This window comes from Campylobacter sp. MG1 (genome assembly GCF_026616895.1).
Taxonomy (GTDB): Bacteria; Campylobacterota; Campylobacteria; order Campylobacterales; family Campylobacteraceae; genus Campylobacter_E.
Genome location: NZ_JANYME010000020.1, coordinates 1 through 14,897 on the forward strand (window position 1 = coordinate 1; position 14,897 = coordinate 14,897).

General features: G+C 27.6%; 13 protein-coding genes. 10 read left to right on the forward strand and 3 right to left on the reverse strand.

The window, feature by feature from the left end:
• Positions 1–777: 777 nt before the first annotated feature.
• Positions 778–1,035 carry a CRISPR-associated endonuclease Cas2 gene (cas2, locus tag NY022_RS09325; protein ID WP_267525568.1) on the forward strand — a complete coding sequence of 86 codons (258 nt, stop codon included), beginning with the start codon at positions 778–780 and terminating at the stop codon, positions 1,033–1,035.
• On the opposite strand, the gene NY022_RS09330 is transcribed toward cas2, so the two are convergent.
• Both NY022_RS09330 and cas1 read right to left on the reverse strand, forming a co-directional pair.
• Positions 1,032–1,247, reverse strand: coding sequence for a hypothetical protein (locus tag NY022_RS09330; RefSeq protein ID WP_267525570.1), 216 nt, complete (start codon positions 1,245–1,247; stop codon positions 1,032–1,034). The genes cas2 and NY022_RS09330 overlap by 4 nt on opposite strands.
• On the reverse strand, positions 1,248–2,072 hold the full coding sequence (cas1, locus tag NY022_RS09335; protein ID WP_267525572.1) for a CRISPR-associated endonuclease Cas1: 825 nt from the start codon (positions 2,070–2,072) through the stop codon (positions 1,248–1,250). It lies immediately after the preceding gene.
• A 186-nt stretch (positions 2,073–2,258) separates the two neighbouring features.
• On the opposite strand from cas1, the gene cas6 reads away from it, so the two are divergent.
• From cas6 to csx20, 8 genes are read left to right on the forward strand one after another with little or no spacing between them, the layout of a single operon-like run.
• Positions 2,259–3,020 carry a CRISPR system precrRNA processing endoribonuclease RAMP protein Cas6 gene (gene cas6, locus NY022_RS09340; protein WP_267525574.1) on the forward strand — a complete coding sequence of 254 codons (762 nt, stop codon included), beginning with the start codon at positions 2,259–2,261 and terminating at the stop codon, positions 3,018–3,020.
• Positions 3,013–4,461 (forward strand): Cas10/Cmr2 second palm domain-containing protein, encoded by a 1,449-nt coding sequence (locus NY022_RS09345; protein ID WP_267525576.1) that lies wholly within the window; start codon positions 3,013–3,015, stop codon positions 4,459–4,461. Before cas6 ends, NY022_RS09345 begins: the two co-directional genes overlap by 8 nt.
• A complete protein-coding gene (locus NY022_RS09350) occupies positions 4,458–6,467 on the forward strand; it encodes an RAMP superfamily CRISPR-associated protein (protein ID WP_267525578.1) in 2,010 nt (669 codons plus the stop codon). The genes NY022_RS09345 and NY022_RS09350 overlap by 4 nt, the downstream gene beginning before the upstream one ends.
• Positions 6,464–7,729: an RAMP superfamily CRISPR-associated protein gene (locus NY022_RS09355; RefSeq protein ID WP_267525581.1), complete on the forward strand. Its 1,266-nt coding sequence runs from the start codon at positions 6,464–6,466 to the stop codon at positions 7,727–7,729. The genes NY022_RS09350 and NY022_RS09355 overlap by 4 nt, the downstream gene beginning before the upstream one ends.
• Positions 7,726–8,154, forward strand: coding sequence for a CRISPR-associated protein Csx19 (gene csx19 / locus NY022_RS09360; protein ID WP_267525582.1), 429 nt, complete (start codon positions 7,726–7,728; stop codon positions 8,152–8,154). Before NY022_RS09355 ends, csx19 begins: the two co-directional genes overlap by 4 nt.
• A complete protein-coding gene (locus tag NY022_RS09365; RefSeq protein ID WP_267525583.1) occupies positions 8,151–10,097 on the forward strand; it encodes a TIGR03986 family CRISPR-associated RAMP protein in 1,947 nt (648 codons plus the stop codon). The genes csx19 and NY022_RS09365 overlap by 4 nt, the downstream gene beginning before the upstream one ends.
• 22 nt (positions 10,098–10,119) lie before the next feature.
• The gene (locus NY022_RS09370) at positions 10,120–11,598 is read left to right on the forward strand and encodes a CRISPR-associated DxTHG motif protein (protein WP_267525584.1); all 1,479 of its coding nucleotides are present in this window, start codon (positions 10,120–10,122) and stop codon (positions 11,596–11,598) included.
• On the forward strand, positions 11,595–11,966 hold the full coding sequence (csx20, locus tag NY022_RS09375; RefSeq protein WP_267525585.1) for a CRISPR-associated protein Csx20: 372 nt from the start codon (positions 11,595–11,597) through the stop codon (positions 11,964–11,966). The genes NY022_RS09370 and csx20 overlap by 4 nt, the downstream gene beginning before the upstream one ends.
• Positions 11,967–12,094: 128 nt before the next feature.
• Here csx20 and NY022_RS09380 read toward each other — a convergent pair whose 3' ends face one another.
• Positions 12,095–13,693, reverse strand: a complete 1,599-nt coding sequence (locus tag NY022_RS09380; protein ID WP_267525587.1) for a cytochrome b/b6 domain-containing protein — start codon at positions 13,691–13,693, stop codon at positions 12,095–12,097.
• A 62-nt stretch (positions 13,694–13,755) separates the two neighbouring features.
• Between NY022_RS09380 and NY022_RS09385 the strand changes: the two genes are divergently transcribed.
• Positions 13,756–14,361 (forward strand): Crp/Fnr family transcriptional regulator, encoded by a 606-nt coding sequence (locus tag NY022_RS09385; protein ID WP_239803264.1) that lies wholly within the window; start codon positions 13,756–13,758, stop codon positions 14,359–14,361.
• Positions 14,362–14,897: the final 536 nt, after the last annotated feature.

The window sequence follows — 14,897 nt, forward strand, 5'->3', positions numbered from 1 at the left end:
CATATAAATTTAAATAATAGGTTTCAATCCCCTAAATCGGGGCAATGTTCTCTAACAAAAGTAAGGTTAGGTATAGAAATATGCTTAATAGTTTCAATCCCCTAAATCGGGGCAATGTTCTCTAACTAAAGCTAATACATTAAAAGTTTTAAGTCAATTTGTTTCAATCCCCTAAATCGGGGCAATGTTCTTTAACTTTATTAAGGAGTCCATAATGGAAAACACAGAAAAGTTTCAATCCCCTAAATCGGGGCAATGTTCTTTAACCCTTAATTTTCCCATACTTTGTAAAAGAACCAAAATAAAAAATCATTATAAATATCCTTGATTAATGCCTAATTATCAGCAAATAATTTTAATACAATAAATTTTTTAGAAAATGCCAAGCAAAAGTTAAATTTCGCTACTAAAACGCCTATTTCATCATAAAAATTTTTAATTTGCTTAGCATTTTCTGATTTTAAGAAATCTTTAAGGTCTAAAAAGCCTATAATTAGGGCTTTTAAATCTTAAACAAAAATAAATTTTAGAAAATGCCAAGTAGAAATTCACAAAAACCCATAAAATTAAAATATTTAAGCTGATTTTAAGCCTAAAACTAGGTAAATGCGAAATGATAAAATGGGGTTTAGAGTGATATTTCTTGTTTTAAATTCCATAAATTGAAAATATTGAAAAATATAGAATTTAAATAAGAATTTTAACTTTTAATTTATTTAGATAGTCATAGATTTATAGACTAAAAATGATTATGATGGTTTAAAAAAAGGAGATTAAATGCTTTATATAGTTTGTTATGATATAAATTCTAATAAAACTCGTAAGATAATCCACGATACTTTATTAAGCTGTGGTGAGAGAATAAATTTAAGTGTATTTGAATTAAATATAAGCTGTGATAAATTAAATAAACTTATAAAATATTTCAAATCATTAATCAATCCTAAAACAGATATAATCAAAATATACCCAGTCAAAATGCAAACCCCAAGTCATACAATAGGTAAAATCGTAGATAATTTCAATATTATTTAGCAAATATTAGGACAAAAACCTTTGTATTTTGTATTTGTTGTGATTGCTATTTTTAGTTTTTTTAATTGTTTTTGTATTATTTCATCTATGCTTAGATTTTTGCCTTCATAATATAAAGTATCTAAAAGTCTTTTAGCAAACATTTTGCCAAGCTTAGCTTTAAGTTCGCTGTTTAATTCGTTACTAGCATTAGGACGATGAGAAAACCTCAATCACCGTATGAACATTACCACGAGGATTAAGTTTAATTCGTTACTAGCATTAGGACGATGAGAAAACCACGCAAATACAATCATATCTACAACATACACTCTAAATTCTTCAATAAAATCATATACAAGACTAGTGTTTTTATCATTATTTGAATGAAATAATCCTAAATATGGATTTATATTGATATCTATCATAAGTTTTTGAATTTTGTTATAAAGTATGGCGTAAAGATAATTTAGGCTCATATTGATAATGTCTTTTGCTCCTTTTTTATGGCGTTTTATAAAACCATAATCATTAAATCTTTTTGTAAATACATCAAAATACCATAGAGCAACTTTTCCTTCAATAGTTAGTAACTCTTGAGTGTTTTTGGCTTGTTTGATTTTTGATATATATTCTTTCATATTTGAGATATTGTTTTTATAGGTTTTGTGATATTTATCCATTCTTTTTATGAAATTACATTGATTTTTGCATTTTGCTAGTATTATTTGCTTTGATAATTCTAATTTAAATTCATCACTTAGTTTTGCTTGTAGTAACAATGTTTTGCTTGAGCTTTGGTTTTTATACAAGCTTATACTATCTAAGGCTTGATTTATAAATGTTATTTGTATTTTATATAAAGCCGCTAAAAATAATACATCTGATTTTATTGTTATCGTTGTATTTATGATAATTGATTTTAGTTTGCTTGGATGGATTTTGCTTATAGTTTCTTTATTATCTTTTATGCTTATAAATTCATTATCTTTAACCAAGCTAAGATTTGCTTTGTTTATATGCAAGACTTGTTTTGATGTTTTTTGCGAATTATTCATAATTTTCTTTTTTTGGATTTAAATATATCTAAGTTTTAGCTTTAAATATTAACAATCAATAAAGGCTTATTTGCAATAAAATTATTATAATTCTTATTGTAAATTCCTTTTTTTATTTGCTATTTCATTAAACAAATCTCAAATGATGAGTGATAATATCTGATTATTTTTAAATAAGGTGGTATGGTGAGATATGTGAAATTAAGTGTAAAAGGCATAAATATTAAGCCTAAAAATGAGTTTAATGGCTCGGCTGTTCGGGGGACTTTGGGTTGGGCGTTAAAAAGGGTTGATGAGAATATCTTTGAGATGTTTTTTAATAAAGACAACGCAAGTTCAAAATACCGCTTAGAAATTGATTTTAATTCTTATGATTTTAGTATTTATCTTTTTAATGATTATATAAAATATACCCCTTATTTTGCTTTGGCTATGGAGCAAATGAGAGCTTTAGGGCTTGGAGTAGATAGACAAAAATATGATTATGAAAAGATATTTTTAAACGATGAGCCTTTTATGAGTAATAAAGGTGAATTATTAAATAAAGATATAAAAAGTATTGAAATAATCCCGCAAAATTCCTATAAAAATATAAAAGTGATTTTTAAAACCCCGTTTATGATAAATGATAAAAGCACAGATTTTAACCCACTTAGCTTTTTTATCTCGTTAAAACGCCGTTTTAATGAAATAAATGGCATAAACGAAAGAGTGTTTTTTGATGATAATTTTTCTTTTAGTCAAAGATTAATGGACTATAAATTATTAAGATACTCAAATAATCAAGGCAAAAAAATGAATTTTTATGCAAAAATTGGCGAAATTGATTTTTATAACCTTAGTGATGAGTGCGTGAGATTGCTTGAGATTGCAAGGCTTATAGGGGTCGGAAAACATACGGCTTTTGGTTTTGGCAAAATTGATTTAGAAAGGATAGAAAATGAGTGATTATCTAGTTTTAATTGATATAGCGGCTAAACAAGAATATATTTTTAGCTCAAATAAACTTAAAGATATGATAGGTGCTAGTGAGATTATAGCCCTTGCGAGTGATGTTGAAAAAATAAAAGAAAATTGTAAGGAATTTAATTTTGAGATAAGCAAGATAAAGGATTGTTTTAGTGGTGGCGGGAATGCTTATTTGTTTTTTGATGAGCTTGAAATCGCAAAAGAATTTATAAAAAAATACAGCCTATATTTACTTAAAACCTATCCTAGTTTAGTGCCTTATCTAGTGCCTTACAAAATGAGTGGGGATTATCAAAAAGATATCGCTGGTGCTAAAGATGAGTTAGATAATATTAGAAATAGCTTTTATCCACTCACGCACTCGTTAAATATTGGCTTTGAAAGATTATGCCCTAGTTCAAATATCGGTGTAAATGAGAGTGGGGAGTTTAGCAACGCAACAGCTAGTAAAAGGAATATGGTAGAAAATGCTAAAAGATTTGATAAGTATTTAGTTAATAAAGGATATGAATTTAGCAATGAATTAGATGATATTTATATTCATAATAACGCTTTTATAAGTGTGGTGCATTGCGATATCAATGCACTTGGCGAAAAGGTAAAAAAGCTTGATAGTAAAGAAAAATCTAAAGAATTTTCTAAACAAATTGATGAAATTATGCAAGAAGCCTTTGAGAAAATGATAGATAAGCTAATTAATCACTTAGATAATGATGGTTTTGAGTTTAAAGATATAAAAATCACTAAAGATGATTTTAAAAAAGAAAATAAATATTATCTACCTATTAGACCGATTATTTTAAATGGAGATGATTTTACTTTTGTTAGTGAAGGTAGGCTTGGGGTTTGGCTTAGTAAGACTTTTATAAAAGAGCTTGAAAATGCTTCTAAAAAATATTTTGATAGTCTTTATGCAAGTGCAGGGATAGTAATATGCAAGGCTAAAACGCCGTTTAGTAGGGCGTATCAGCTTAGCGAAGAGCTAGCAAGTAAGGCAAAAACACTAGCAAAAAAGGATAATTCTAAATCAAGCCTAGCATTTTTAATTCTTTCAAATCAAGTAAAATCAGGATTAAATTACCTTGAAAAGACTTATACAAGCGAGAGAATAAATCAAGATTATATTAATAATAAAGGCTATTTTATAAATAAAAACGAAAAATGCAAACATTATGATTTTGATGACCTTTTAAAGCTTGTTAAGATTTTAAACAAAATGGCAAGGTCTAAGATGATGAAAATTAGGGATTTGCTGTTTTACAATGATGATGAAAATATTAAAAAATATACTGAGATTTATTGCGAAAACGATGAGTTTAAGCCTAGCGACTTACTAGAAAACGACGAAATAAAACATAAAAATATGCTATTTGATGCAATAGAACTAAGTGCATTTTACCCACAAAAGGACGGACAATGATATTAAAAATTACACTTTTAAGTAATACGATAATTACAAATGGCAACGGCGATGCTTTAATAGATTTGGATTGCGATTATAATGAATACGGCTTGCCATATATTAGTGCAAAACGCCTAAAGGGAATGCTAAAAGACAGTGCAAATGAGCTTGTTTCTATGGGGCAAGATATAAATGTGCTTAGGCTTTTTGGCGATGAAAATAATGAAGGTATTATAAAGCTAAGCGATGCGAGATTGCAAGATTATGAGATTTTAGAAAAATTATCAAATGATTTTAATCCCGATTTGTTTAAAAACTCTTTTTCAGTGGTGCTAAGTCACACTAGTTTAGATGAGCGTGGAGTAGCTAAAAAAGGAAGTTTAAGACGCTTTAGAGCTTATGATAAAGGGCTTATATTTGAAAGCGAGATTGATGAGAATTTCAAACAGGAATTTCAAAAAGACTTAGAACTAATTTGCCTAAATCTTCGTTATATAGGGCATAAAAGAACTAGAGGTTTTGGTAAAGTAAAATGCGAAATAATAAGTAGTCAAAATGATGAAAAAACAGCTCAAACAAACGAAATTCATAAAGATATTATGGTATTTACTTTGCTTGATGATGTTATTTTAACAAATCTTAGTGGCGATGAAAATACCATTGATACTAAGGAATATTTGAGTGCTAGTGCGATTAAAGGTGCTTTTAAAAAGCTTGGGGTGGAGTATTCTAAGCCACAAAATGCTTATTTTTATGATGGTGAAAATATTTTTTATCCAGCACCTATGAACCTTAAAAAGTATAAATATAAAGATGATTTAGTGGTATTTAATGAAAATATAGAGAAAAATGATGATGAGAAAAAATCAAACATAGGTGGATATGTTTGTATAAAGAATAGTATTTTAAGTAAAGCAAAAATAAGCACTATCAATAAAACCCATGTAAGCTTAGCCGATAAAGAAAATATGAGTCTTACCGAGCTTGAAAAATATGAAAGTGAAGGCAAATATAAAAACAAAATCTTCTCATACACAGCAATTAGCAAGGGGCAACAATTTGCTATAAAGCTTGATAAGATTGATGATTTTAGTAGTTTAAATGGCAAGGTTTTAAGACTTGGTAAAAGTGCAAATTCTCAATATGGTAGGGTAAAAATTAGCTTTGAGAGTTCAAACAATAAAGAAAGTAATTTTAATAATGAGTTTTATCTAGTGGCAATTAGTCCGGTATTATTAAGAAACGAAATTGGCGGATTTGAACCTAGTTTTGACGCACTTAAAAACGAACTAGAAAAACAAGGATTGAAGCTAGAAAAAATCGTAGTTTCAAGATATGAAAAAGCACAATTTTATAACAATTCTTACAAGTGTAAAACTCCACAAGTAATGGGATTTAGCACAGGTAGTGTGTTTAAGGTTAGCGGGAATTTAAATCAGGAATTAGTGCAACTCAAAATCCAAGATGAATTTGGCTTTGGGTGGCTTAAAGCTTATAAAAGTTTTGATAATTTAGAGTTAAAAAGTGATAAAAAAGATAATGAAACAAATCAAAATTCTAAAAATAAACTAGAAAAGCTAAAACTAAGTGATGATGAGCTTAAGAACATAGAGTCAACACTTAAAAATATCTTAAAAAAAGACCTAGAACAAAGAGTATTTTTAAGCAATGAGTATAAAAACTATGAAATTCAATATCCAGAATGTAAAAATCGTAGTAAAGATAAAATGACAAAAAGCGAATTAGCAAGAATTGAAAAGGTTTTAAATATTATAGGATTTGATAACGAAAAATCTATAATAGATTTGTTTAAAAAAGAGTTTAAGCCCAAGCAAAATGGAAAACAAAATGAATTTTTAGACAAAATGGAAAGAAATAAAAAAGGACTTAATTTAAGCGGTATTGATATTGAAAAATTTAAATTACCAAATTATGACAAATACTATGATAAAGAGTATTTGTTTTATTTAAAAATTAAAACACTTATAAGCAAACTCAAACAAGCTAGAAAGGAGACAAAATGAGCCAAGAAGTGCATAAAAAATTAATAAAAAAGATATTTTATAAAGGAACTTTAGTAAATAAAACAGCTTTTAAAATAGGCTCAAGTGAAGGCGATTTCATAGATAGCATGTGTTTAAAGGATAAATCTGATAAGCCTTATATTAGCGCTACAAGTCTAGCTGGAGTGCTAAAAAGTGAGCTTGGCGAGTGTCTTTTGCTAGGAACTGAAAATAATAAAAAGAGTGAAAAAAGTAGACTTATTTTAAATGATTGTTATTTAGATGAGAGAAGTAATTATCAAGTTAATATTAGAAATGGCATAAGGATAGTTCCTACAACAAATATAGCAGAAGATACAGCATTGTTTGATTATGAAGTTATTTCAGCTGGTTCGGATTTTGTTTTTGAAAGCGAAATTAACATTTATGAAAATGATAATTTAGATGATGATATAAAAGCTTATGAAGATATCTTACAAAGTGAAATAAATATAGGTGCTAAAACAATGTCAGGTCTTGGTAGATTTGCTTTTAAAGATACTGAAAATAACAAATTAGAGCTTAAAAAATACGAGTTTTTATTTCCAAATGATTTTGAAAAATATAAGGATTTCTTAAACAATAGCGAAAATGCACAATGTCAAATTCTAGAAAAACAAGACAAAAAACTAGGATTTATAATAAAAATTGATTTGGATATCACAAACTCACTTTTAATTGGTAGTGTAAATAACTATGATGAAAATGCAAAAGTAGCTAGCCTTAAAGAAAATGACAAATTTATAGCAAGCGGGACAAGCTTTAAAGGTGCTATTAAAAATCAAGCTTTAAAAATAGCAAATACTTTTAATTTAGGCGATGATTTTATAGATGAGCTTTTTGGTTACGCAGTAGATAAAAATACTGATATTAAAAAAGCAGGCGATACTCAAAAATCAAGAGTTAGGGTTGGTGAAAGTGAAATTAAAAACGTCATGGAAAAACTTCATCAAAGAAATAAAATAGATAGATTTAGTGGGGCGACCATTGATGGAGCGTTGTTTGATGCTAAGGTTATTTATGATGGCAAAATCAATCTAAGTATAGAGCTAAAAAACCCAAGCCCTAAAGAAAAAGCATTAATGCTTTTTGTAGCAAGGGATTTGTGTGCTGGATTTTTAGCCGTTGGTGGTGGTAAAAATGTTGGTCGTGGGGTGTTTAGTGGTAAGTTTAGCGCTTATGAAAACGGCAAAGAGTTAAAGTCAAACGAGATGAGTGAGATAGCTAAGGAGTTGCTAAAATGAAAGAGCTTTTAAAAGATTTTGATAATGCAAAAATCATCGCATGGACAAAGGACAAAGTGCTATTTGGTAAGGTAAAAAACGGCGAAATGGAATTTCAATCAGGAATTAGTACTTTAAATAAAGATGAGATTTTAGAATTTCGTGCATTTGATGGGGTTAAAGAACTTTATTTTTGGGGTGATAATTCAAGGCTTTATGAATTTAAAGGTGATGAAATAAATAGTACAACAATAATGTTAGGCAAAGTTGTGGATTGTGAAAATGGCTGGAGCAAGGTAGATGATGGTAGGGGTGGGAAGTTTTATTTGCCACTTGAAAGGCAAAAGGACAATGAAATCATCATAGAAAAATACGACATTATAGGTTATCACGAAGACACAAATCAAGCTTATATAAAAGGCTATGTAATAAAGGAGATAAGATGAATAATCCGTTTGGAGATTTTTTTGCAAATAATGGAACAAATAAACAAAAAGAAATAGCTAAAAGAAATAACCAAGAAAAGCAAAAAAAAGAAAAAGCACAAGAAAAGGCTAATTTTAATAATCATAAAAAACAATCAGGTGGCACTAAAAGTGAAGGTGGAATTGTTGGCAAGGCTACAGCTTCATATAATTTCATTCCCTTAAATCATAAAAATGAGTTTGCTAAGTTTAAAAAACCTGATGATTTTGACAATTTTAATGGAATTAGTGGGGAAATAAACCTAACAATAACCACAAAAACACCATTTTTTATAGGTGATGAACAAAAACAAGGAGAAGTTAAAAAATTCTTTAGTATAGATGGAGTAACTCCAAAAATACCAGGTTCAAGCCTAAGAGGAATGATAAGAAATCTTGTAGAAATCGTAAGTTATGGTAAATTTGAAAATACAAATCTAACTACTTTTTATTATAGAAATATGGCAGGTAAAGGTGAAAGCACGCTTAAAGCTGAATATGCAAGAATAATGTCAAGCAAAGATAAAGATGGGGTGCCAAGACCTAACGCTAAGTTTGGGTATTTTGTAAAAGAGGGCGAGAGAAAATACGCTATTTATAAAGCTACAAAAGAGCAAGCTAAAAGATGTAGTGTTTATAAAGATTATGATCTTAAAGGTTTAGATGAATTAATGAACCATCCTAATGCCTTAGAAATTTGTCAAAAAATAGCTAATGAAAATATGACAATCAAGCCAGTCGGCGATAAATATATAGTTCATACAGGCGTAACAACTAAAACGATCGGTGATAAGAAAAATATCAAAAGTGCTAAAAAAACATATTTTAAATTCAAAAAACTAAGCAAAGATGAGTTAAAGGCTTTGGATAAAATAAGTCTTGATTATGAGCTTATAGAGCTTTACGAAGCTGATAATAAAAGACAGCCACAAAGGGATAAAAAGTTTTTAAACCTTGTAAAGCTTGCAAATGATTATGAAAAATACCCAAACGGAGTTCCGTGCTTTTTTGTTGAACATGAAAGAGCAGGGATAAAATATGTATTTTTTGGTCATACGCCGTATTTTAGAATACCTTATTTTAAAAGCGTAAAAGAGCATATACCTGAGTATGAATTTGGTGAAAATTATTTTGATTTAACAGAATGTATTTTTGGTAAAGAAAGCAAATTTGCTTCTAGAGTGTTTTTTGAAGATGCAAATCTAGTAAGTGATTTAAAAGATATTTTTCAAAAAGAAACAAGAACTCAAAATTTGCAAGGTCCAAAACCAACTTCTTATAATATGTATTTAGAAAATAGCTTAAAATCAAAAGTTAGTAGCGTTAAACATTATAATGATGATGTAATGCTAAGAGGCTATAAAATGTATCACCATAAAGATACAAAAAATGAAAAGGATTATAAATTTATTCCAGATCAACAACGCCCAGATAATGAAAAAATGAAAAATGTTATAAGAGCTATAAAAAGTGGTGTTAATTTTAAAGGTAAAATCAGATTTTCTAATCTAAAAGATTATGAATTAGGTGCTTTAATGTTTGTTTTGAACTTGCCTAAAAATTGTTTTCATAAGCTTGGCGGAGCTAAACCACTTGGGCTTGGAAGTGTTGAAATAAATGCTAAATTAAGCGTGTATGATATAACTAAAAGTTATGAGAATTTGTTTTCAGATAATGGCATATGTGAGCTAAGTTTAATCAACGAGCAAAAAGACTATATAAAGGCGTTTGAAAGCAAGATTTTGGAGCAAATTGGTTCAAACAATAATAGCTTATGGGAAGAGCCGAGACTAAAAGAGCTAGAAATAATGCTTAATTATGAAAAATCAAAAAATATTGATAGTAGATATATGGATATTAACGATTTTAAGCATAAAGATAAGGTTTTGCCACGCCCAAGTGAATTAATAAAAAAGCAAGGTTAAAAGCCTTGCAAAAGGTGTAAAAATGAGTGAAATAAAAATACCTCCTAGAAAAGGACTTCAAATTGTAAAAAAAAGTGTTGATAAAAAGGAAAATAAAATGCAATGTGAAAATACGCAAAACCCTCAAAGCGCAGAGCAAACCAACGAAAATTTACCATTACAAGGCAAAACCAAAATAAAAATCATTAGTTTTTTAGGTATGACAAATACTTATAAAGATGTAGAAGATTTTCAAATAAAAAGCAAAGAAGATATAAATACAAAAGGACTAAAACAACCAAAACAAGCACAATATATTCTAACAAGCGATTTTTATAAGGTTTTTGAAGTAGAAAAAGATACGATTAAGCTTGATATGTGGAGTGCTACGGAGTGTTTGCTTAAAGAATTTAATAACGATAATTTTGACTTTACACTATACGGCACAAAATTATCAAATAAAAAGCAAAGCCCAATTTATGGTGATAAAATTACCCCAAAAGAGTTTGACCAGAAAGAATATTCTAAATTTTTAGGGGATTTGATAAATGATTTAAAAAATGATTTTAGTTCAAATAAGTATAAAAAAATCATAATAGATATTACCCACGGCTTTAGAGATAATACGATTTTGGCTATTTTTGCAGGGCTTATTCAAGCTAATATTAATAAAGATTTTAAGATAAATTTCATCGTGGCAAAGGAGATAATCCAACAACAAGAATATGAATTTATAAGCCTTGATGAATATGTTGAAAATATGGTTATGTCAAATGTCTTAAGCACTTTTAAACAATGCTTAAAAGTGCCTGATTATAACCTTGATAATCCGCTTTATTTAGCTTTAAAAGGTTTTAGTGACGCGCTTTTTAAAAATCAAATTCAAGATATAAATAAAAATTTAAAAAATCTTTTTTATTACGAAAGAAATCCATTGCAAAGTCTTTTAAATTTGCAACCTTTGATAAATGAGATAATGCTTGAATTACAAGGCTTAAATAAAGTAAATATCAAGTCAGCAGGTAATGGTAAAATTAAGCCTAAAAGAGCTTTTTATTATGAATTAGCTGTGCTTTATAAAAAACACGATTATTTTTTAAATTGCGTTCAGTTTTTACTTGAATCTATATATTTACATATTTTTAATGAGTTTAAACAACAACTAGATAGGGCTGAATACGAATATTGTTATTCTGAATATAAAGCAATTAGAAATTTTTTACTTAGTTTTGAAGAAACTAAGCCAAATGTAAATCAAAATAATCACAGATATACTAAGTATAAAAACACTTTTCCTGATGATATAAAATTATTTAATTCTGTGATTAATTTAACTAAAAAAATAGCTGATTTAAGGAATAGAATGTCTCATTGTGATGCCTTTAGCGATGATTATGAAAACAATTATAAAACTAGAATAGAAGAATTTTTTAATTCTTATGATGAAATATTTAATAATTTAAATTTTAGTCAAGAATTAAAAGATAAATTGATTTTAGACATAAAGGCAAAAGTAAAATGATTGCTATGCATTTATTTTTTTCACACAAATTAAGCGATGAGCAAATAAATGACGCTAAAACTAGCCTAAAAATAGTAGAATTTAAAGCCTTGCCAAAGGATTTGCAAACTAAGTTTTCCAATGTCCCGCCAGAGCTTGATAACTTAGATGATTATGCAAGAGATTTTTATGAATACATCGATGAAAGCACCAAAAAAGGTGATTATGTGCTTATTAGTGGGGATTTTGGCTTGTGTTTTAAACTTATAAATTACGCTAAATCAAAAGCTTTAAAACCCATTTATTCCACTACAAAAAGAGAAGTTTTAAAAGATGAAAATGGTATAAAACAAAGCGTTTTTAAACATATAAGGTTTAGGGAATTTTAAAAAATTATATTTTATTATGAGTATTTTATAAGTCAATGAATTGTATAAAATAATTTATTGATTTATATAATATTTGTATTGTTTGGTATAAATTTTATTATTTTAATTACGATATAAGCTAGTAAAGCTCATAACATATTTAAAACCTTTTTGGCGGCTTTTACACCTTCATGCCATAATTTATGTCTTTTTAATACATATTTAGCATCAATTTTTCCACCAAACATAGCACCTAAAAGTGCTCTATTAGTCTCAAAAACAAAGGCAAATAAATGTATAAATATCCAAAAAATCATTAAAAACATTCCAATATTATGTAGTAATGCTACTAAAAATATAGAGTTTTCACTAATTGAAATTCCTGCTAAATTTTTATAAGTTTTAATAAGCCCTGTAATAATTAAAACAGCCATAATAATTACAAGTCCTAAATACGCAAGGCGTTGTTCTGGTAGGTATTTTTCGCAAGGTTCTTCTTCTTTGTTAAAAATTATTGCATAGATTAATTTTATGCTTTTTTTAATATCACCTTTTTTTGGAAGTATTGAAAAATCTTTGCGTAAAATATAATATGTAATATGCAAAAATACAAAAAATATCAAGCTAATACTAAAAATATAATGAACCATCAAACTAATATAATAATCCACACTCCAAGACATTAAAGGTAGTTTATAAATCATATATCTTTTTGCGACAGGCATTTGCAAAATACCACTAAAAATCAACGCAAAAACACTAATCATTATTCCTAAATGAGTTATTTGATTAAATATACTTTGTCTTTTAATTTTCATTTTTTTCCTTAGTAAAACACCTGCTAAAACACCTGCAATCGGGCTTAATAAAACACTTTTAATAATTTTGTCATTACTGGTTATTTTGTTATTTACATCTACTTTCATATGTGCTATTCCTTGAGTGTTGTTTGCGTGTTTTTTGTTTATTGCTTCTTGAATTTTTTCAAATGAAATCGGCGATACATAAAAAGTTGCAGTTCCGCCGTTTTGTTTATCTCCGTAAATATATGTGCCATCATCTTTAGCTAAATCTTTATATTCTTGTGCCTTTTTTAGGGCTAGTAATTTTATTTTTTCCTTATTTGCATATATCATTGCGTTTTTAGGACAAGCACTCACACAAGTAGGAATGCTAATATCAGCACATAAATCGCATTTATACATAACTCCACCACCTGCTAATTTAGGTGCTATTTTAAGATAAGCCCCAACTCCTGCTTGTCGTTGTGGTATGTGCCAAGGGCAAACATCTTTACATTTTGCTCCACCAAAACAAACATTAGGGTTAATCTTAACTGCTGAATTATCTTTGCTAATTGCTCCAAAAGGGCATATTTTAAGGCAAGTTGGGTCATCACAATGCATACAATGTCTTGGGATATTTATATTTTTATCATCTATGTTTAATTTTTCAACATAGATGAAATTATAAGGATTTAGCCTATTAATCTCATCTTTTTTGTCTTGATAATCTTCGTAAAATTTTTGTGGATAATAATTTGGTATTTCGCTAATTGGTTTAGGAAAAACATCTTTATTTTTTACTTTACAAGCACTTACGCATAAAGGTGTTGCTAAATTAGCACAGCCATCGCAAAGGCTTAAATCAATTAGTTTTGCCATTTTTTCTTGATTGGTATTCGCAAAAACCTTGCTTACACTAGCAATTCCTGCGATTTTTAAAAAATTCCTTCTATTTAAACTCATAATATTCCTTTTTTTGATAAAGTATAAGAGTTTTTAAAAATTATGTATGTGATAAAGTTACAATGAAAAAGATTGAAGATTTTTTAAATTCTATATTTACAAATAATGAGCTAATTAAAAAATGTTTAGAAAAAGGTCTTTTTAAGACTTATAAAAAAGGTGATGATTTATGGGATTGTCAAGGGCTTATATTTATAATTGATGGAAGTATTAAGATATTTATTGATAATGGCATTAGAAAGATTGATATTTTTAATTTATCAAATGATGAATATTGCTTATTATCAGCTTCTTGCGTGCTAAATAATATTAGTTTTGATGTTAATATTGAGTTTGTAAAAAACACTAATGTTTGGGTAATTCCTAGCAAAGATTTAGAAGAATTAAGCGAAAAATATTTAGAATTTAAACAGCTAAAATTAGACATTATTTCTAAAAGACTTAGCGAAATTATGCAATTTTTAGAAGATTTTGCTTTTATGCCGCTTTCAAATCGTGTTTTAAAATATATAAAAGATAATGCAAGCAATAATGAATTAAAAATCACTCACGAAGAATTAGCAAGAGTAGTAGGTAGCTCAAGAGAAAGTATTTCAAGGGTTTTAAAAGAGTTGAAAAATGATAATAAAATCGTGTTAAAACGAGGTGCTATTATTGTTTGTACTTAAAGAATTTAAAATAGGAATTTAAAATAAATCTTAGATATTGCTAGATTTAAAATTTAAATTTCAAATTCAAATTCTTTAAAATTAAATTATATTTCTAATTGCAATACTAAAAATAAAGCTATTTAAAATAATTTGAAATAGAATTTTGGTTTTTTTATAATTATTTATATTATAAACTTCATCTATAAATCCTAATAACGATAAACTCCACCAAACTCTTATTTCCCAAGTATTTTCAACAATCAATTACCATTGGTCTATTTCAAATAACTTAAAAACTTTTTCACATTTTTTTCATTTTTTTCAATTATTTTAAAAAATATTTTCATATTTAAGAATACTTTAAGTTTTGCTGTATATAATTCAGGCTTTCATTTGCATTTACACTCAAATATAAGTTAAGCAAATATGTTATTTTAAATAGTTTTATTGTTAATTTTAAATATATCAATTATTTCAACGTCAATCTTTGATATCTAAACAAGTGATCAAGAGCCATTTAAAACTTTCTTATATATAAGTTTTAAATCATTCAC

Excerpts from the sequence above, each read along its gene's own strand:
- cas2 (WP_267525568.1), top strand. The coding sequence starts at position 778 with ATGCTTTATATAGTTTGTTATGATATAAATTCTAATAAAACTCGTAAG.
- cas1 (WP_267525572.1), bottom strand. The coding sequence starts at position 2,072 with ATGAATAATTCGCAAAAAACATCAAAACAAGTCTTGCATATAAACAAA.
- NY022_RS09345 (WP_267525576.1), top strand. The coding sequence starts at position 3,013 with ATGAGTGATTATCTAGTTTTAATTGATATAGCGGCTAAACAAGAATAT.
- NY022_RS09350 (WP_267525578.1), top strand. The coding sequence starts at position 4,458 with ATGATATTAAAAATTACACTTTTAAGTAATACGATAATTACAAATGGC.
- NY022_RS09355 (WP_267525581.1), top strand. The coding sequence starts at position 6,464 with ATGAGCCAAGAAGTGCATAAAAAATTAATAAAAAAGATATTTTATAAA.
- csx19 (WP_267525582.1), top strand. The coding sequence starts at position 7,726 with ATGAAAGAGCTTTTAAAAGATTTTGATAATGCAAAAATCATCGCATGG.
- NY022_RS09365 (WP_267525583.1), top strand. The coding sequence starts at position 8,151 with ATGAATAATCCGTTTGGAGATTTTTTTGCAAATAATGGAACAAATAAA.
- NY022_RS09370 (WP_267525584.1), top strand. The coding sequence starts at position 10,120 with ATGAGTGAAATAAAAATACCTCCTAGAAAAGGACTTCAAATTGTAAAA.
- csx20 (WP_267525585.1), top strand. The coding sequence starts at position 11,595 with ATGATTGCTATGCATTTATTTTTTTCACACAAATTAAGCGATGAGCAA.
- NY022_RS09380 (WP_267525587.1), bottom strand. The coding sequence starts at position 13,693 with ATGAGTTTAAATAGAAGGAATTTTTTAAAAATCGCAGGAATTGCTAGT.
- NY022_RS09385 (WP_239803264.1), top strand. The coding sequence starts at position 13,756 with ATGAAAAAGATTGAAGATTTTTTAAATTCTATATTTACAAATAATGAG.